This is a genomic window from Desulfosarcina sp. (assembly GCF_046496365.1).
In the GTDB taxonomy this organism is placed as follows: domain Bacteria; phylum Desulfobacterota; class Desulfobacteria; order Desulfobacterales; family Desulfosarcinaceae; genus Desulfosarcina.
This window is the reverse complement of sequence record NZ_JAWOHB010000117.1, coordinates 1-19,314: the sequence shown is the minus strand read 5'-3', so window position 1 is coordinate 19,314 and position 19,314 is coordinate 1. Positions and strand designations below refer to the sequence as shown.

The following is a 19,314-nucleotide window of genomic DNA, read 5'->3' as shown; positions in this document are numbered from 1 at the left end:
AAGCGCACAAGGGATTTCTGAGGTCCGAATGCGCCTATGCAAGCATATTCAGGTACCAGGATATGATGGCGTCGCCCAAAAAAAGGTAGAGAATCGCACCACTGGAAAGAAAGGGGCCAAAGGGAATGGCCAGCCGCATGCCTTTGCCGGATTGGATCATGGCCAGTACGCCAGCCAGGGTGCCGATGGCTGAGGCGGCGAAAAGGGTGAACAGGATGCCTTTCCAGCCGATCATGGCGCCGATCATGGCCAGCAGTTTGATATCCCCGCCGCCCATACCCTCCCTGCCGGTAATGGTCTGATATACCCATGCCACGGTGAAAAGACTTCCGCCGCCCGCCGCAATGCCGATGGCACTGGCCTGCCAGGTGACGGTGGGTACCGCAAAGGCGGCCAGGAAGAATATCGGGATTCCCGGCAGCGAGATCGCGTCCGGAATGATCCGGTGGTCTATGTCAATAAACGTCACCACAACCAGGGTGGCGGTAAAGACAAAGGCGACCGCTCCGTGCAAGCTGGGGCCGAAAGAGATGGCGCAGGTCATGGCCAAGAGCCCGCCCAATAGTTCCACCAACGGGTAGCGGACGGCGATGGGGGTTTTGCAGCTGCGGCATTTCCCCATGAGCAGCAGGTAGCTGACGATGGGGATATTGTCGTAAAAGGGAATCGGTGTTTTGCAGCGGGGACAGCTCGAACCCGGATGAACGATGGACAGGGCTGCCGGGATACGGTAGATGCAGACGTTCAAAAAGCTGCCAATGCAGGCGCCGAAAATGAAAGCCAGAATGTTTATGGGCAGGGTCGTGGTCATAACTGTCAGTTCGATGTGCGCTTCCTAAAAGAACCCGCGCGGCATTGTCAAAAAAAAATTAAGACTTATTATAAAACACATTTTGATACAAGGCCCATATCAACGGGCCGTGGATGAACGCGGACATTGAAATTTCCAGGAGTAATGATGGGCGAGACAGATAAGGACGACCTGATCAGTATAATTGAAGAGGACGATCCGGAATCCACAATTCCGACAATTCTCCCCATGATGCCGGTTCGGGATGTGGTTATTTTTACGGATATGCTGCTGCCCCTGTTTGTCGGGCGCGAAAAGTCGGTCAACGCCATCGAGGAGTCGATCGCCAAGGACCGATACCTGTTCGTCGTCACCCAGGTCGACCCGAGCATCGAAAATCCCAAACCCGAGGAGATCTATAAGATTGGCACCGTGAGCCGGATACTAAGAATGCTCAAACTGCCGGACGGGCGCGTCAAGGCACTGGTTCAGGGAATCGCCAAAGGTAGGATCACCAAATATGTGCGTCGGCGGTCGGTTTTTCGGGTAAAAATCGACCTCATCGAGGAGCCGGAATCCTCGGACGTGAATCTGGAAACCGAGGCGCTGATGCGCAACGTGCGGGAATATTCCGAGAAAATTCTCACCTTGCGGGGCGAGTATACCAGCGAGGTGGGATCCATTCTCACCAGCATTGAAAATCCAGGACGGTTGGCAGATCTCGTGGCTTCCAACCTGCGGTTGAAAATTGACGAATCCCAGGCCATCATCGAAATCATCGACCCCTTTCAGCGCCTTAAAAAAGTCAATGACCTGCTGTTTCACGAAGTCGAACTGTCTGCCATGCAGGCGAAAATCCAGTCCGAGGTGAAGGACGAAATTTCCAAGAGCCAAAAAGATTATTTTCTCAGGGAACAGGTCCGTGCCATCCATAAGGAACTCGGTGAACTGGATGAACGCTCCCAGGAGATCGAAGAGTACAGAAACAAGATCAAACGCGCGAAGATGAGCCAGGACGCCAAGATGGAGGCCGACAAGCAGCTGCGCCGACTGGAGCAAATGCATCCCGATTCAGCTGAATCGTCGGTGGTGCGGACCTATCTGGACTGGATGGTTGAACTGCCCTGGAGCAAATCAACAGCCGATGTCATCGACATAAAAAAGGCCAAAGCGGTCCTGGACCTGGATCACTACGGCCTGGACCGGATCAAGGACCGCATTCTGGAATACCTGAGCGTCCGCAAACTCAATCCTCAGACCAAAGGCCCCATCTTGTGCTTCGTAGGCCCCCCGGGTGTGGGCAAAACATCTCTTGGCCGGGCCATTGCCAACGCGATGAAAAGAAAGTTCGTGCGCATATCACTGGGCGGCATACGGGACGAGGCCGAGATCCGCGGCCACCGCCGCACCTACATTGGCGCCCTGCCCGGGCGGATCATCCAGGGGCTCAAACAGGCCGCTTCCAATAACCCGGTGTTCATGATGGACGAAATCGACAAGCTGGGCGCCGACTTCCGCGGCGACCCCTCATCGGCACTACTTGAAGCGCTGGATCCAGAGCAAAATTCGGAGTTTAGCGATCATTACCTCAATCTCAACTTTGACTTGTCCAAGGTCATGTTTATCCTGACCGCCAACATCTCGGACACGATCCCCTCCGCACTGCTGGACCGCATGGAAGTCATCAACTTGTCCGGCTATACCGAGGACGAAAAAAAAACCATCGCTAAAACCCATCTGATTCCCAGGCAGGTCAAGGAAAACGGCATTAAGCCCCGTCAGATCAACTTCAGTGAAGGCGCTTTGGTCCAGGTTATCAACGAGTATACTTCGGAGGCGGGGCTGCGCAACCTCGAACGGGAGTTGGGGACCCTCTGCCGCAAAGTGGCCCGGCGAATTGCAGAAGGGGAGACCGGTCCATTTCAGGTGACCCGCCAGTCCCTGGAAAAATACCTGGGACCGCCCAAATATTTTCCGGAGATGGACAAGGAGGAAAGTCAGGTGGGACTCTCCACCGGTCTGGCCTGGACCCAGGTCGGAGGCGAGGTGCTTTACGTGGAGGCCGCCTTGATCAACGGCAAAGGGGAGATGATTCTTACCGGCCAACTGGGCGAGGTGATGCAGGAGTCAGCCCGGGCGGCGTTGAGCTATGCCAGGGCCAACATAGAGTTGTTCAAGGTCAAGGATGAGATTTTCGACAATCGGGACATCCACATTCATGTGCCGGCCGGCGCCATTCCCAAAGACGGCCCCTCGGCAGGCATTGCCATGGCCACGGCGCTGATTTCTGCCCTGACTGAACGACCGGTCAACAAGGATGTGGCCATGACCGGGGAGATCACCCTGCGTGGGCGGGTACTACCCATCGGCGGGCTCAAGGAAAAGGCACTGGGTGCGCTGCGTGCAGGCATCAATACGGTGATTATTCCGGAAAAGAATAAAAAGGATCTCATGGAGATCCCCAGAAACGTCAAACGCAAGCTCAAGTTTGTTCCCGTGCGCAATATGGACGAGGTGCTGACGATCGCTCTGGAGCCGGCGCCGGTTAAAAAGCCGATCAAGGCGAAAAAAAAACCTGCTGGCAAGCGCGTACCATGAACCTTCTTGCCGTCGATACGTCCACGGCCGGCTGCAGTGTTGCCCTGATCAGGGAGGGCCGGTTGATGGCGGAAGCGGTATACACGGCTGGAAAAACCCACTCCCGGCATCTCCTGTCTACCATCCACGCCATCCTCAGCGGCAGTGGATTTTACCCTGAGGATATCCATGGGATCGCCGTCACCACGGGTCCGGGAACCTTTACCGGGTTGCGGATCGGCATCAGTACGGTTAAAGGGCTGGCCGTCGCTACTGGGGCTCAGGTGGTGGGGGTCAGCAGTTTGGCGGCGCTGGCTTTTCCATTCGCGCAGCTGAATTGCACGGTTGTCGCCATGATCGATGCACGCCGGGGTGAAATCTACCACGCCAGCTTCCGTTGCGGCATGGGAAATCTCCAGCCGGCAATGGCGGTAGCGCTGGATGCACCTGAAGCAACTGCCGCGCTGCTGCCTGAAGATGCGATTGTTGTCGGTTCAGGGGCGGTGCTTTACCGGGAGGTTTTACAGTCACGCCGCCCAGGCATTCGTTTCGGCGATCCGACCCAGCACGTAATTCGGGCCGGATCGGTGGGGATGCTGGCCATGAGGCGGTTCAGCCGTCAGGACGTCGACTGTACCGATACCTTGCTGCCGGAATATGTTCGCAAATCAGACGCTCAGGTTCATTTGTCGGGTAGCTGTTGACACGGCGCGATGCATTGGATATAGGTAACCCGCTAAAAGGTTTCTAAAAAGTCTTTAACCGGATGGCATAGGCGCCGGTGGAGAAGAATATGACCTCATTGAACTGGTCCGATCCGCCAAGCCAGACCGCATTTCCGGTGGCCAAGGCAGGATATCCATTTATTTACGCATCGATTTTTGTTACAGTCGTATTTGCCCTGCTCGGCGTCGGTCCCCTGGCTGTTCTGGGACTGTTCACCACCGGTTGCGTCTGCTGTTTTTTCAGGGATCCGGACCGGCTGATTCCCACCGGTGAGGGGATTGTCGTCTCCCCGGCCGACGGCAAGGTGATCAAGGTGGAATCCATCGAGCAGACGCCCTACTATAATGCGCCATGCTACCGGATCAGTGTTTTCATGTCCGTTTTCAACGTTCACGTCAACCGGATACCCCACGAGGGAACGATCCGGCAGGTGCGCTACCATCCGGGCAAGTTTTTTTCGGCCAATCTGGACAAGGCGTCAAAGGAAAATGAACACAACGCCCTGCTGCTGGAGGGCCCGTCCGGAAAGCAGGTGGGGTTTGTGCAGATTGCCGGGCTGGTGGCCCGCCGGATCATCTGCACGGTGCAACCCGGTGACGTTATCAAACGGGGTCAGCGATTCGGCCTGATCTGTTTCGGTTCACGATTGGATATCTACTTGCCGCGCTCAACCGAAATAGCGGTAGCTGTGGGCCAAAAGGTTCAGGCAGGCAGCAGCATACTGGGCAGATGGTAGTTTTATCGGCTTTAATCTGAAAAGGTCGGATGAGGCATCCCTTTCGTTTGAACCGCGACAGCGCGCGCGCTCCACGCGGCTTGCCGCGGGTTGGAATCAATCTTGAACCCCCTCATTCCCCAATGGCATGTGCCGTGGGGATCTGTTTTTCTGCCACCGGGCAAAAAATGGAAAACGAACATCGTCTAGGAGTCGTCCATTGGAAAGAATACCCATTACCAGACAAGGGTACCAGACGCTTAAAAAAGAGCTGGAATACCTTAAATCCGTTGAACGGCCCCGTGTTATCCGGGCCATTGAAGAGGCGCGTTCCCATGGTGACCTCAGCGAAAATGCCGAATATGACGCCGCCAAGGAACGCCAGGCCTTCATCGAAGGCCGACTCAGCGAACTGGGATACAAACTGGGAAATGCAGAAATTATCGAAGTGGACAACCTGCCCAAAGATCGGGCCGTATTTGCTTGCACGGTTGTACTTGAAAATGTGGAAACCGGTGAGGATGTCGAATACCAGCTGGTAGGCCCGGAAGAATCCGACATTGAAAAGGGCCGTATTTCAGTTACCTCTCCGCTGGGAAAGGCGATCATCGGTAAAAAACCCGGCCAGGAGATTGTCCTCAATGCACCGGGGGGCAAGCGTGTCTACGAACTCGTTGAAATATTGTAAACCGGAGGAATACTGTGGCAAGAATTACCGTTGAAGATTGTCTGGAGAAGGTACCCAACCGCTTTAAGCTGGTTCATATGGCGGCATCGCGGGTCAGGCAAATTCGTGAAGGCTCCGAATACCTGGTCAGTTCGCCGAAAAATGAGGACATTGTGGTTGCCCTGCGTGAAATTGCCGCCGGAAAGGTCGTTGAAAAGACCGACGCCGAGCAATAACCGGTTAATCCGGAAGCGTTCGCGTTGTCTCGGCACAGCCACGCATACAAGGTTTTGAACCGGCTGATTGCAAAGGCCATCCACCGCTACGACATGATCAGTGACGGAGATCGAATCGCGGTGGGGCTGTCCGGAGGCAAGGACAGCCTGACCCTGCTGTGGTCCCTGGCCGAACGGCGCAGGCGGGTACCGGTTCGCTACGAACTGTTCCCCATTTATGTGGATCCCGGTTTTGGAGGTGGATTTGAGGACGGTTTGGCGGACACCTGCCGGCAGTTGAACCTTGCCCTCACCGTTGACCGGACCAACCATGGAATTGTCGCTCACAGTCCGGCAAACCGGGAGAACCCCTGTTTTCTGTGTGCCCGGCTGCGGCGCAAACGGCTGTTTGAAATTGCCCGGGACTTGGGATGCGCCAAGCTGGCCTTGGGGCATAACAAAGACGACGTTATCGAAACGCTCTTTCTAAATATCTGTTATGCTGGAGAGATCAGCACCATGGTGCCGCGCCAGGAGTTTTTCGGCGGTCGATTTGTCGTGATCCGCCCCCTGGCGATGGTTGATGAAAAAAGCATCCTGCGTTTTGCCGGGACGCAGCGGTTTCCCCGGTTCAGCAACCCGTGCCCGTCGGCTGGCGCTACCAAACGTTCGGAAATCAAAATCATGCTGGAGGAACTCTATCGAAGCAACCGCAAGATCAAGGGCAATATTTACCGGTCCATGAGTCATGTGAAGATGGCATATCTATTGAAGCAGCGATAGTTTGATTTCTTTTCGATTCGACTGAAAATTGATGTTTACACTCAGCTTGTGCAAGCCCCGCGGTCAGGTAGACAGATGATGAAAGATGTACAAAGCGAGCGGGATCATCGTAACATCCCGATTGACAAAGTGGGTATCAAGAATCTGCGCTACCCGATCCGCGTCAAAGACCGTCGTGATGGTTCTCAGAGCACCATCGCCGCCGTCAACATGTACGTGGATCTTCCCCAGGAGTACAAGGGCACCCACATGAGCCGGTTCGTTGAAATGCTCCATCTGCTGAAACCGGAAATTTCCCTTAAAAAATTTTCCGTGCTGCTCGAGGCCATGAAAAAAAACCTGGACGCCGCCTCCGCCCACATTGAAGTCAGTTTTCCCTATTTCATCGAAAAGCAGGCTCCGGTGAGTTATGCCCCTGGCCTGATGGACTACAACTGCCGGATAATCGGGGCCAGCAACTCGCGCAATGAAATCGACCTGGTTTCCGAAGTCAACGTGCCCATCACCTCCGTTTGTCCCTGCTCCAAGGAGATTTCCGATCAGGGTGCCCACAATCAGCGCGGCATCGTCCAGCTTCAGACCCGCTTTAAAAAGTTCATCTGGCTGGAGGACATGATCGAACTGGTCGAATCCTGCGCGTCCTGCGATGTCTATTCGGTGTTGAAACGGGTTGACGAGAAGCATGTGACCGAGCGGGGCTTTTCCAACCCCAAATTCGTCGAGGATGTGGTCCGGGACGTCTCCGAACGCCTGATCGCCGATGACAATATCACCTGGTTTTCCGTCAGTGCCGAGAACTTCGAATCCATTCATAACCACAGCGCATTCGCGCACATCACCAAAGGCGTCTTGCCTACTTGATGCTGGTTTCAATTTTCAGATTGTATTTATCGATCTTGGCGTGCAGCGTAGGCCGGGACATCCCCAGCAGTTTAGCGGCCTGGGAGCGGTTTCCACCAGTCAGGTTCAGCGCTTCCCCCACCAGCATACCGCAAAAATGGTCCATGCAGTTTTCGAACAAATTTTCCTGGGCCCCCTTTGACAGCAGACTGCGAAGCCACGCACGGATACTGTCGTCACCGCCAACTTCCTTGACATGATGGCTTTTGGCGTCGCCGCAGGTCGCGTTGGTAATATCCGAGATGCTCAAGGGAGCCCCCCGGTTGAAAATCAGCGCTTTCTGAAGGGTGTTGGACAGCTCGCGGATGTTTCCCGGCCATGGGTTGGAGACCATCATGGACAGGGCTTCGCGGGCGATCCCCGGGTTCTCGACACCGAGTTCCGCTGCAAACCGGGTCAAAAAATAATCGACCAGCAGGGGGATGTCGCCGGTGCGTTCGTCAAGCGCCGGCAGCCAGATGGTGATCACCTTGAGCCGGTAGTATAGATCTTCTCTGAACTGCCCCATGGCAATCAGATCCTCCAGGTCCCGGTTGGTGGCTGCGATAATGCGTACATCCACCGGAAGGGTTTCACGACCTCCCAGCCGCTCGACGCTTTTTTCCTGAAGCAGACGCAGCATCTTGGCCTGCAGGTTCATGGGCATGTCACCGATTTCGTCCAGGAAGACCGTACCCCCGCCGGCCTGTTCGATTTTGCCCACCCGCCGGTGGGTAGCACCGGTGAAGGCTCCTTTTTCATAGCCGAACAGCTCGCTTTCCAGCAGGGTGTCGGGGATGGCCACGCAGTTGATCACCAGAAAGGGTTTCTCCGCGCGCAGGCTGTGCTGGTAAAGGGCCCGGGCCACGAGCTCTTTTCCGGAGCCGGATTCACCGCGGATGAGCACGGTGGCATCGGTGGCCGAAACGCGGCCGATGGATTTGTAAACCTCCTGCATGGCCGGACTCTTGCCGATGATGGCTTCCCCCTGGGTTTTTTCAGGGGCGACACCCATGTGCACCGGCGAACGCATGAACCGACCGGCTTCCAGGGCATGGTGGATTGTGGACAGCATCTGGGGGATGTCAAAGGGCTTGACCACGTAGTCGTAGGCGCCCCTCTTGGTGGCTTCGATGGCCGTCTCGGTGGTGCCGAAGGCGGTCATGATGATCACCGGCAGTTTCGGTTCCATGCCGTGAATCTGTTTGAAGGTTTCCAGGCCGTTCATCCCCGGCAGGCGAAGGTCCAGCATCACCAGATCGGGCATCACCTGGTTGATCATGCGGACACCCGCTTCGCCGGACGCGGCGGTGCAAACCCCATAACCCTCTTCTTTCAACAGGCGCTCGAAGCTGATGCGCAGCTGATCGTCGTCATCGATAATCAGGATGTTGGTCACAATTTTCCTCCTAACGTGGGAAGGACGATGCGAAACGTCGTGCCCCGGCCCTCTTCCGAGGTCACATCGATGTGCCCGCCATGTTCCTGGATGATCCGGGAAACGATGCTCAGGCCCAGTCCGGTGCCTTCTTCCTTGGTGGTGAAAAAGGGATCGAAAATCCTTTTAAGCGCCTCCGGAGCGATTCCCGTTCCGCTGTCCGTAATACGGATCTCGGCCTTCAGCGCCTCCGTGGATGATTCAAGCAGGCGTTCATGGATCTCGATGCTGCCGCCGCCGGTCATGGCTTCACAGGCGTTAACCATGAGATTGACCAGCACCTCTTTCAGCTGATCCGGATCCGCTTGGACCGCCGGCAGCGTCTGGTCGCGATGGATGATGGCCTTGACCTGGTAGGACTCCAGACGGTAGCGCAGCAGTTGAATGGCCGTGTCCACTACCGTGGACGGGCTTACCGGCTGCATTTTGAGCTTGGGCGGACGGGAAAATTCCAGAAAGTTCTGTACGATGGTGTCGATATGGTCAATTTCTTCGGAAATGACATCGAGGTCTTCCTTCTGGGCCCCGGAAAGCTTCAGGGAACGGTTCAGGGAGAAGAGGCGCATCTTGACGGAGGTGAAGGGGTTGCGCACGCTGTGGGCCATGCCCGCCGCCAGTTTGCCCACCATGGCCATCCGGTCTGCCTGGAGCAGGGTTTCGCGGCTCTTTTCCAATTCCACCTGGGTTTGTCCCACATCCTCGATCAGGCCGCGCACGCTCTGGCTCAGGGTTTTGACATCATTGCCGGACATTTCGACTGCCTCGTTGCGGCTGGTTTCCCGAATCAGGGCGCGCAGCGGATTGAGGATCTGGTAGACCAGCAGGTAGGCCAGCAGCAGCACCAGCAGGACATGGGTGACGATGACCGCCATGGCCGTGTCCCGCAGCCGGGCCGCCTCGGTCAGGGCCTCCTGCTTGGCGGCCATGATGGACTGCGTGTGCACGCCCTTGTAGGCTTCGCACATCTCGAGGATGGCGAAAAAACGGCTGCGCACCGTCTGATGCAGTTTGGAGCCGAATTTTACATCCCCAGCCTTGTAGAAGTTGATCACTTTGTCCTTTTCTTGGATGTAGTGATCATATTCGTCGGCAATGCGATCGATGGCCTGCCTCTGCTCGGGTGACTGGGCCAGGGCACGGGCATGACCCAGCTGTTCTCTGAATATCCGCCGGTACTGCTCCAACTGGCTCAGCCAGGCCGGATTGCCGTCGAGGAAATAATAGGAGACAAACCCCTTCTGGTTGACCAGCGCGATCTCCAGGGACTCGGCACTTTGAAAGGCCACCAGGTTTTCATCGGTGATGGTGGTTAGCACGCCTTCGAGGTTGTATGAATACCAGACCATGACTGCCGCAGCGGACAGGGTCACAAGAAAAATGGCGGCCAGATGAATATAAATCCTGTTTTTCAGGCTGATGCGCGACCACATGGGTGTCCCTTTCAACCGGCTGATTGGTTGGGCCCGGCCAGGAGCGTGTCGATCTGGCTCAGAATATGGCCCCGGTAGCGCGCCACCATGGCCGGGTTGCCCATGATCATGTCCAGCTGACGGGTGTGGATGCTCAGGTACCCGAGAACTTTCAATTTGCCCACCATGGCTGCGGCATCGTGCTGCTCGATGCGGGCGCGCAGGGCATCCTTGGTCACATCCGTACGAAACCCATGGGCGTCTAAAATCTCTTCGACGAACCGCACCCGCTTCAAGCGACGGTTGAAGTCGGCGGCCCCGCCTTTGAACTGAAAACTGACGTAGTTTTCCTGGGTCCGGTCGCTCACCAGGGCTTCGGTGATGGCGAAGTGGAAACCCAACCTGGATTGGAGGCTGCAGTAGTGTTTGGATATCATAAAATAATTGCGGTTGGCCATGGTTGTCCGCACGGTGGGCAAGAGGGCTTGGTTCTGAGTGGCCTGGAACAAGACGGAAACGAAGCCTTTACCGTCCACCGGCGGCGGTCCTTCCCAGGGGAAAGCGGTGATGCCGGCCCACAGGGCCAGCATTGGGATGGAGGTCACGTTGTCGATATCCACAAAACGGTCGCCGGCCACATCCACCCGAAAGCCGTCATCCAGGTTCAGCACCCACCACTGCATGGGTATCTGGGCCCGCAGTTGTTTGGAACTGCGTTCGGGGAAGCGGTGGGTTTTACCGAATCGGAACATTTCATGTACGCTTTTTTCGTGGCAGAAGCGGGTGATGTCGTGAAGGGTTTGGCAATTGGACGCCTTGAAGGACGGGCTGTCCGGGTCAATCAGGGTCAGCGGGGTGATCAAGCCGGCCGCCTTTTCGAGGGTTCTGAAAATCGGTGTGCCCTGCATCAGGTTTTTGGATGACACTTGACCGGCCATGTCCAGCAGCGATTGCACCCGGCCCGCGTAGACACGGCCGGTGTCCGCATCCACCGTGATCTGGTCCTGGGCGGACAGGCGGTCGATGACCCCGGCGGCGCCGAAAAGTGCGGGTACGCGAAATTCTCTGGCCACATTGGCAAGGTGCCCGGTGAGGCCGCCCTTTTCACTGATCACTGCCGATGCCCGGGGTATCAGGGCGGCCCAGCGCGCCAAGGCACGGTCGGTGACCAGCACCGCACCGCTGGGAAACTGGAGCGCATCCACATCTTTCATCACCCGGTGAACCGGCCCCGCGGCAGCGCCGCGAGAAGCGGTAACGCCTCCCTGGAACAACACCGGCGGCAAGCTGTCCAGGTCGTCTGGATGGGGCAGCCGCACCGGGGCATCGGCGGAGACCTGCAGGGGACGGCACTGCAAAAGAACGATATCGCCGGAGGGATCGATGGCCCATTCGATGTCCTGGGGCCGACCGTAGTGGTTCTCGATGGCAACGGCCAGGGCGGCCAGATCAAGGGCCTGGTGGTCCGTGAGGGAGGCTTGGGCCATCTTTGGTCCGGTGTCGTCCAGCCGGCACACGCCTTCATCCGGATAACAGACGTATTTCTTCTCTTTGACCGCGACTTCCCGGTGCGTCAGGACAAGGGCAGGGGATCTGTCTACTAGAAACAGGTCCGTTGCCGTGGTACCGTCAACCACCGCCTTGGGCAGGCCCCAGGCGGCATTGATCACCACCGACCGGTCCCGGAGGTTCATGGGGTTGGCCGAATAGAGCACCCCGCCGCAGACGGCGTCCACCATTTGAATCACCCCCACGCACATCTCCGTCTCTTGCTCGGATAGTCCGCGGTTTAAGCGGTAAGCCATCACGGCCGGGGAGTAAGCGGCGGCCACGATCTGTTTGTAGGTGTCGATCAGATGGTCCCCGGAAACGTTCATGGCGCTGTGGTACAGGCCGGCGAATGAGGTACCTTCCCGGTCTTCGTTGAGGGCGCTGCTGCGCACGGCCAGGTGGACGTCCCCCTGCTGGCGCCGGGCCAGGTCGCGGTAGGCTTTTAGGATGGCGGCCTCAAGATCGGCGGGTAGCGGGGCGTTCTGGATCAGCTGGCGAATGTCGGCGCTGATGGTGTAAAGCGCGTGGTGGCCCTGCTCTTCAGCGCTCTGGATGCGTCGCTGAACCTCCACCTTCAGGTCATTGTAGTCGAGGAAACGGCGGAATGCACTGGCGGTGACCACAAAGCCGTCCGGTACCTTCAGGTGCAGGCGATTGGCCATTTCGCCGAGATTGGCCATTTTCATGCCGGCCTGGTCCGCATGGGATTTGTCCAGGGCCGAAACAGGCAGGGTATACGTGTCGTCAGCTGGGGTCGGTCGAACCGGATTCACCAGCGATTCCAAGGACAGGCGGATGGCTTCCAGACGTGGCGGCAGGTCCTGGTACTTGCCTGGCGCCAGGGCTTTCAGGTGTTTGACGATCTGGTATACCCGCGTGTAAGCCCCCATGGTGCGCGAGCGGATGAATTTCATACCGAAGGGCACATTGCCCTCCAGGGCCTTTTCCACGCCGCTCATGATTTCGAGAGCCAGGTGGTTGGCATTCAACAGCAGTTTGAACTGATGATAGCGTGACTGGAATTCAAGGCGAAGCGTCCGGGCCTCCTTTTCGTCAATTAGCGGATCGTTTGATTTAAACCATTTGAATATATTATATAAACAACCCATTGCACCTCGTATGAACCGGTAAGGCGAACCCGTAAACCATGGATGGCCGTGAAAGGCTTCGGTCCCGGCCCTGCCCATCTGAATATCAACCCCACGGCCACATGGAACCGGACCGGCGAAAGTCGGTTGGCCCGCCGATCCGGTTCCCCTTGGCTATATCCGTCGGTTGATAAGGTCAGTGTTCCAGCCGCAAGCCCCAGCCTTCGAACATGTACATGATGCCGAATCCATACCACAGGGTGTAGACCACGTAAAAGACCAGCGAAAAAATCACCACTCCGATGCGCTCGGAGATCTTCTGACCTTCAATACCATAATAGTTGTAGGCGGTCTCCACCGCTTTTTTATTGACGGTTTCGGCCAGTCTGGCGGAATTGAATTTTTTCTGCTTTTTCAGGTCAAAATCCATGGCCTTGAGGGCGCTCCACCAATTGTAGAGCACCAACTTTTCCGCATAGCCGTATTTGGCCGACACGGCGGCGCCGTCGTTGTCATACATGGATTGGGCATCATCGAGAACATGGTTGAGGATCTTGATCATGTTTCCGGTGACGGTGAGTTCAGCCCCGCTTTGGCCCACCTGCGCACCGGCTTGCATGAACAGGGGAATGGCCTGTTGGGCTTGGGACGCGCTTTTCATGGTCAGGGTGAAGGTTAACCCCGGGTCCTGAATGGTGTCTACTTGCTTGCGAACCGAGTCGATATAGTAAGCCGATCCCTTGGAAATTGAGTTGTAAAGGTTGTCGAGGTATTCCAGTCCGTTTTTGCCGCCGAACAGGGGCATGAAAATCGCGACGAAGACGGCGGCAAACAGAACCATCAATGTCAGGCCGGTTATGAATTTGGGTTTGTTGGCGATCATGCGTGTTCTCCCTCCCCCTTAAGCTGTCCGATGTTTTTCAAAAACGTACCGATCACCCATACGCCGAAGCCGCCGATAACGATGAAAAAAGCCCAGATGCCGATGGTATCCAGCGTGGCACCCATGCCTTTGGAAATCTTGATCACCCCCATTTCCCCCAACTTGGCGGGCAGGGCGAAAAACCGGTTGACGAACCCCGCCAGTACCGCCATGGCGTAGAAGCCGCGGATGGTGATGCCGGGCACCACCTTGGTGACCATGGCACCGATCTGGATGCCGATAAGGGACCCCAGCAGCATGCCCATGGCAAGGGTGTAGAAGATGAACCCGTAGATGGCGTACTGGCTGATGGATGCATATCCGGCGGTGAAGACGATCTGGAAGATGTCCGTGCCCACCGTGGTCATGGAAGACACGCCCAGCATATAAACAAAGATGGGAAAAGTGAGAAATCCGCCGCCTACGCCCATGATACCGGCCGCCAATCCCACCAGGGCACCGGAAAGAACCAGAAACACCCAGGAGATGCTCCTTCCTCCGGGAGTGAAGTCGAAGTCGAATTTGACCATGGGGGGAATGTTAATCGATTGGAGCTTGCGGGGCAGTCCGCCCAGTTCGGTGCCTTCAACCTTGCCGCCATGCCCGCCGCCACCGTGGGCACCGCCGCTGTCGCCCGATTTCCTGGCCTTGAGGAAATCATACATGGCGTAAAATCCCAAGAATCCCAGCATAAAGGCATAGATGGTGGTGATGAAGGTGTCTGACAACACCGGGTTCAACTCATAGAGCACCCGGTTGATGATGCCGCCGGCGGTGGCGCCCAGGATGGCGCCGATCAGAAACACCACGGCCAGCGGAATGGACACATTGCCCAGTTTACGGTGGATGATGCTGCCCATGATGGCCTTGGCGAAAATGTGGAAAAGGTCCGTACCCACGGCCAGGATGCCTTTGATGCCGGCGCTCATCAGTGCCGGGGCGATGATGAAGCCGCCGCCGGCGCCGATGCAGCCGGTGATCAGGCCAGCACCCAAGCCGATGAGAATGGAGACGATGAAGATCCCCGTGGAGTAAAAGGCGGGACTATAGGCTTTTTTCCCGCCCAGAATATCGGGGATGCTGTTCCCCATCTGATCCGCTAAAACGATGCCCCCCAGGATGGCCGGCACCACCAGCAAAACGAGCAATAAAACCCGCCGGCGGCTGCCGAGGATATTGCCGGACATCTGGATTTCCCAGCGCGCGTGGGCCTTGGCCCCTTCCATCATGAATCTGCCCCATTGTTTGAAAAAGTTCATTTCCCGCCTCGCCTTTCTGATTGAAGTTAATATGATGGTTGTCTCGTTTTCGATCGGTCAATCCACCCCGAAGGACGACGGCAGGCGGTCACCCCAGGTCCCGCACCATTTTGTGGATTTTGTTTGCATGGATGGTCTTTTTCTTGAACGCATCTTCGGCTTTGTACAATAAATCGTCCATGTCCATGGGCTTCATTAAGTAGTCGAAGGCCCCCATCTCCATACCTTGGATGGCTGCTTCCATGCTGGCATGGCCGGTGAGCATGATCACTTCGATCAAGGGGTGGCGATCTTTGATCTTCCGAAGCGTCTCGATCCCGTCCATGCCGGGCATGCGCACATCCAGGATCACCACGTCGGTTGCGTGCTGTTCCAAATAGGCCAGGGCGGCTTCACCACTGCCGACGCCGGATACATCCACATGGCGCCGTTTCATGCGTTTGAGCAGGGTGTCGAGAAATTCAGCCTCGTCATCCACAAGCAGGAGTTTCATCGATATCCTCTTCATGCTTCCGGGTGGCGGACAGCTTTCATGATCTTATCCACCAGTTCCGCCAGTTCATGGGGTTTGGTCAAATAGTCGAAGGCGCCGTGACGCATGCCTTCGATGGATGCCTTCTCCGAGCCGTGCCCGGTGAGCATGATCACAGGCATGTCCGGGTCCATTTTTTTGAAGATTTTCAGAATCTCGATGCCGTCCATGTCCTCAAGCTTCAGGTCCAGCACGGCCACGTCAAAATCGGACATTCTGAGCATCTGTATTCCTTCGATGCCGGAAAAGGCTTGAGTGGCGTGGATGTTCCGTTTGGCCAGCCGCTTGGCCAGCACCTGGACGAAGCCCTTTTCGTCATCGACCATCAGCAGACGGATGGGCGGTTTCGCGGGGGTGGTTGGCCGGCTTCCGGGCAGCTTTTCCTCAGGCCCTTCGGGAGGTGATTTCCTTGATGCGGGCATTGATTATTTTCTCCTCGTGCTGGCGTTTCCTGGCAGCTGCCTCCGATACCTTGGCGATCAGATGATCCGTGTCACAGGGTTTCATCAGGTAGTCAAAGGCACCGAATTTCATCCCTTCGATGGCCGATTCCACGGTGGCATGGCCGGTGAGCATGATCACCTCCACCAACGGAACCTTGCTTTTAATGGCTTTGAGCGTGTCGATGCCGTCCATACCCGGCATCTTCACGTCAAGAATGACCACCTCCGTTTTGCTGCCGGCGGTCAGTTTGTCCAGCGCTTCATCGCCGCTGAAGGCACTTTCCACCACAAGATCCCTTCGGTCCAGGCGCCTGGTCATCGCCTCCACGAAGGGGATTTCATCGTCCACGAGCATGATGTTCGCAGTGGCCATGGGAGGATCTCCTTTCTTTGATTGCCGTCTAACTATGGGTGTCGGTCACCGATACGGCTACATTTTCAGTGGGTTCATCGGTTTTAACCGGAATGCGGATCTCGAAGGTGGTGCCTACGCCCAGTGCGCTTTTCACGGTGATTTCGCCGCCCATTTTGTGGATGATGCCATAGCAGATCGACAGCCCCAGACCGGTGCCGCTGCCCACGGGTTTGGTGGTAAAAAATGGATCGAAAATGCGGGCCAGGTTGGCCTTGGGGATGCCGGGGCCATCATCCGACACCCCGATGACGATATGCCCCGATTCCTGTTTGGCACTGATCTCCAGGGTGCCGCCGGTCTTGTCCATGGCGTCCATGGCATTGTTGATCAGGTTGAGAAAGACCTGCTGCAGCTCTGAATTGGAAGCGGAGATGGCGGGCAGTTTGGGCTCCAGCCGCGTAACCACGTCGACCTTGCTGTATTTGGCCCGTTGGGCCGACAGGGCCACCACCTCTTCGATAAGATGACCGATTTCGCAATCCTCGATGCGCGAATCGGTCTTGCGGGCAAAGCTGAGCAGCTTGTGGGTGATCTCCTTGCAGCGTTTGCCCTGGGTCCGGATCTGGTTCAGCGCCCGTTCAAATTCTTTGATGTCGGCTTCGCTTTTAAAAGCCCCGTCTTCCATGAGGTCCTGGAGCCAGCCGGCTTCCTCGACCATGATGGCCACCGGATTGTTGATCTCGTGGGCGATGCCGGCCGCAAGCTCACCGACCGAAGCCAGTTTTCCGGTTTCGATTACCTGCTCGTTCATGATCTCCTTTTCCTTGTCCGCGGTGGCGATGCGGCCGACCATTTTAGCCGACATCCAAATGGCCATGCCGACAACGGCGAGACCGCCAAACAGAAAGAAAAGGACGTCAACGGTCTGGGCATTGCGCAGATCCGAGAAGGCATCGGAATAGGCCTGCTTGTATACCAGCAGCCAGTCGCCGCCCTTCAATAGGGCTGAAACATAGATGCTTTTTACCCCCTTGCCATCCAATCGCTCTTGAATTTCCACCTCCTTGCCCATGCGTTCGAGGTTGGAAAAATAGCGGTTGTAGATGTCCAGGTCCGGTGTGAAATCAAACAGCGGCTTGGTCTGAAACTGGCCTTCACGGTTAAGGATATAGGCAAATCCGGTTTCCCCGATGCGCACTTTTTCCACCAGACGGTTGAACTCCAAAAAGTCGATCGTGGCCCGGATAATCCATTTTTGGTCCTGGCAGCTCTTTTGGGTCGCGATGATGAAGTGGGGGGTCCCCCGCAGGCCGAGAAACACGTCACTGGTAAAATCGCGGCTTTCGAGGGCGCGCTTGAACCAGTCGGCATCGGTGTAGCGGGCCTGTTCCAGCTTGAAGGGGCCGGAATAGGCCACCTGCAGGCCTTGTTCGCTGATTACACCCAGATCGACGAAGACGGGGCCGTAGGCTCCCTGCAGGCGTGCCAGCTGTCCCTCGATCATGTTTGGTTGACCACACTGGTCAACATCGATGGTGTCTGCCAGAAAGCGGATGTTGTGCAGTTTTTCCGAGAGAAAACCGTCGATATTCTGCTTGTGCTTGAGGACCAGTTCTCCCAGATGGGCATGTATTTTTTCGTGATGGGAAGCACTGAACTGGTTGAGGATGATCCCGGTGACGAGGACCATGGGGGTGAGCGAAATGACCATCACCAGCAACACCATGTTGCGGGTGAGGGATCGGTAATAGGGACTCAGCCGTGCGGTATTTTCATTCATGGGTTTCCCCGGTGACCAGTAGCTTGCTGTCGCGAAAAAAAGGCTGCTGTCTGTGCTGACTTCAAGTTCGATGCCACTCTTGATGAACGGAAAGATTTTATAAAACTAATTGAATCTATTTATAATAATTAATTAACGGAAAGCGGCGGGACCGGTGTAAAAAAAATGACTGTCCGGATCCTTTACAATTGTAACGAATGCGGACAGCTTTGGGATTGCATCGGAAAGGAGGCGCGACATGGCTTTGGAACGATGCCGTGCCTAAAAGGATGGTTCACGCAGCGCGCTGCCGGAATCCGTCCGCAAGGAAATCCAGGGGTCAGCATCCAGAATTCGGCCAATCCATTATCTGGCGGGACAACCTTGTCCCGAGGCAACTAAAACCAGGCAAACGGCAACCCTAGCTTCAATCCTGTTCGAACACCCGGCTGGGGTAGCGGGTCAGTTCATGAATTTTGGCATCGCGGATCTTCTTTTCGTGGGCCGACTTTTTTGAAAGGCCTGGGCCATCCTCACGAGCAGGTCGTCGAACTTTATGGGTTTTAGCAGATAGTCGAAGGCCCCCGGTTTCATCCCCTCGATGATGGTCTCCACCGAGGCGTGGCCGGTGAGCAGCAGCACTTCGGCCAATAACTGGATGCGTTTGATTTCACTATTTTTTCTCGGGTCCGGTTCACGTGTTCCTCGATCTTGGCGATGGAGGCGGCGAATTCCTTGTAGCTCTGACTGGTTTTGAATTCCTCCTCGGCCAGCAGGTCTTCCATCCAGCCGGCTTTCTCGCCGATTACGGCCAATGGGTTGTTGATCTCGTGGGCGATGCCGGCAGTCATTTTGCCCAATGCCGGGAGTTTTTCCTGCTGGATGAGCTGGGCGTTGAGTTCGTTCATCTTCATGTCGGTCTGTTCCAGGTGGCGGACCAGGGTGTTGGAGATCAGTACGATGACCGCTGAATATCGTCATGCAGCCACCGGAAATGATCCTAAACGGCCCCCTGTCCGACGATCTGGCTGATCACCAGCATCCACTCCCCGTCTTTGAGCCACGATCCGCCAATGTAGCGGGTATCGCTGCCGACCTGTTTTTTTCGGGAACGATGGTGCCTTTGCCGAATTGGCGGGGATCGACCTCCGATTGCAAGGACCGGCGTAGGCCAATTGATTGCCCTGGCTGTCGATGACCCCTAAG

At 56.3% G+C, this 19,314-nt stretch carries 18 protein-coding genes; 7 read left to right on the top strand and 11 right to left on the bottom strand.

Annotated elements, in window-relative coordinates:
• Positions 1 to 34: 34 nt before the first annotated feature.
• Entirely contained in the window at positions 35 to 811 is a 777-nt protein-coding gene (locus R6V78_RS10630) for a prepilin peptidase (RefSeq protein ID WP_410289337.1), read from the bottom strand.
• 147 nt (positions 812 to 958) lie between these two features.
• Between R6V78_RS10630 and lon the strand changes: the two genes are divergently transcribed.
• The 7 genes from lon (at position 959) to folE2 (ending at position 7,334) form a co-directional block, all read left to right on the top strand.
• A complete protein-coding gene (lon, locus tag R6V78_RS10625; RefSeq protein ID WP_410289336.1) occupies positions 959 to 3,388 on the top strand; it encodes an endopeptidase La in 2,430 nt (809 codons plus the stop codon).
• Positions 3,385 to 4,071, top strand: coding sequence for a tRNA (adenosine(37)-N6)-threonylcarbamoyltransferase complex dimerization subunit type 1 TsaB (gene tsaB, locus R6V78_RS10620; RefSeq protein WP_410289335.1), 687 nt, complete (start codon positions 3,385 to 3,387; stop codon positions 4,069 to 4,071). Before lon ends, tsaB begins: the two co-directional genes overlap by 4 nt.
• An 89-nt stretch (positions 4,072 to 4,160) precedes the next feature.
• Complete coding sequence (locus R6V78_RS10615; RefSeq protein ID WP_410289334.1) at positions 4,161 to 4,829, top strand: phosphatidylserine decarboxylase family protein; 669 nt, start codon at positions 4,161 to 4,163, stop codon at positions 4,827 to 4,829.
• A 199-nt stretch (positions 4,830 to 5,028) separates the two neighbouring features.
• Complete coding sequence (gene greA, locus R6V78_RS10610; RefSeq protein WP_410289333.1) at positions 5,029 to 5,496, top strand: transcription elongation factor GreA; 468 nt, start codon at positions 5,029 to 5,031, stop codon at positions 5,494 to 5,496.
• A 14-nt stretch (positions 5,497 to 5,510) separates the two neighbouring features.
• Positions 5,511 to 5,711, top strand: a complete 201-nt coding sequence (rpoZ, locus tag R6V78_RS10605) for a DNA-directed RNA polymerase subunit omega (RefSeq protein ID WP_410289332.1) — start codon at positions 5,511 to 5,513, stop codon at positions 5,709 to 5,711.
• Between the two features lie 24 nt (positions 5,712 to 5,735).
• Positions 5,736 to 6,473: an ATP-binding protein gene (locus R6V78_RS10600; RefSeq protein WP_410289331.1), complete on the top strand. Its 738-nt coding sequence runs from the start codon at positions 5,736 to 5,738 to the stop codon at positions 6,471 to 6,473.
• A gap of 78 nt (positions 6,474 to 6,551) precedes the next feature.
• Entirely contained in the window at positions 6,552 to 7,334 is a 783-nt protein-coding gene (gene folE2, locus R6V78_RS10595; protein WP_410289354.1) for a GTP cyclohydrolase FolE2, read from the top strand.
• Here folE2 and R6V78_RS10590 read toward each other — a convergent pair.
• The 10 genes from R6V78_RS10590 to R6V78_RS10545 all read right to left on the bottom strand — a co-directional run bounded on the left by R6V78_RS10590 (position 7,327) and on the right by R6V78_RS10545 (position 19,022).
• Positions 7,327 to 8,751, bottom strand: coding sequence for a sigma-54-dependent transcriptional regulator (locus R6V78_RS10590; protein ID WP_410289330.1), 1,425 nt, complete (start codon positions 8,749 to 8,751; stop codon positions 7,327 to 7,329). The two genes, folE2 and R6V78_RS10590, sit on opposite strands and share 8 nt — an antisense overlap.
• Positions 8,748 to 10,220 (bottom strand): ATP-binding protein, encoded by a 1,473-nt coding sequence (locus R6V78_RS10585; protein WP_410289329.1) that lies wholly within the window; start codon positions 10,218 to 10,220, stop codon positions 8,748 to 8,750. The genes R6V78_RS10590 and R6V78_RS10585 overlap by 4 nt, the downstream gene beginning before the upstream one ends.
• Before the next feature lie 11 nt (positions 10,221 to 10,231).
• Positions 10,232 to 12,859 carry a PEP/pyruvate-binding domain-containing protein gene (locus R6V78_RS10580; RefSeq protein ID WP_410289328.1) on the bottom strand — a complete coding sequence of 876 codons (2,628 nt, stop codon included), beginning with the start codon at positions 12,857 to 12,859 and terminating at the stop codon, positions 10,232 to 10,234.
• A gap of 175 nt (positions 12,860 to 13,034) precedes the next feature.
• On the bottom strand, positions 13,035 to 13,721 hold the full coding sequence (locus tag R6V78_RS10575) for a hypothetical protein (RefSeq protein ID WP_410289327.1): 687 nt from the start codon (positions 13,719 to 13,721) through the stop codon (positions 13,035 to 13,037).
• Positions 13,718 to 15,019, bottom strand: coding sequence for a sulfite exporter TauE/SafE family protein (locus tag R6V78_RS10570; protein WP_410289326.1), 1,302 nt, complete (start codon positions 15,017 to 15,019; stop codon positions 13,718 to 13,720). Before R6V78_RS10570 ends, R6V78_RS10575 begins: the two co-directional genes overlap by 4 nt.
• Before the next feature lie 88 nt (positions 15,020 to 15,107).
• Positions 15,108 to 15,512: a response regulator gene (locus R6V78_RS10565; RefSeq protein ID WP_410289325.1), complete on the bottom strand. Its 405-nt coding sequence runs from the start codon at positions 15,510 to 15,512 to the stop codon at positions 15,108 to 15,110.
• An 11-nt stretch (positions 15,513 to 15,523) separates the two neighbouring features.
• Positions 15,524 to 15,973, bottom strand: a complete 450-nt coding sequence (locus R6V78_RS10560) for a response regulator (protein WP_410289324.1) — start codon at positions 15,971 to 15,973, stop codon at positions 15,524 to 15,526.
• A complete protein-coding gene (locus R6V78_RS10555; protein ID WP_410289323.1) occupies positions 15,936 to 16,367 on the bottom strand; it encodes a response regulator in 432 nt (143 codons plus the stop codon). Before R6V78_RS10555 ends, R6V78_RS10560 begins: the two co-directional genes overlap by 38 nt.
• 28 nt (positions 16,368 to 16,395) lie before the next feature.
• Entirely contained in the window at positions 16,396 to 18,129 is a 1,734-nt protein-coding gene (locus tag R6V78_RS10550) for an ATP-binding protein (protein WP_410289322.1), read from the bottom strand.
• 569 nt (positions 18,130 to 18,698) lie between these two features.
• A complete protein-coding gene (locus R6V78_RS10545; protein WP_410289321.1) occupies positions 18,699 to 19,022 on the bottom strand; it encodes a hypothetical protein in 324 nt (107 codons plus the stop codon).
• Between the last annotated feature and the right edge of the window lie 292 nt (positions 19,023 to 19,314).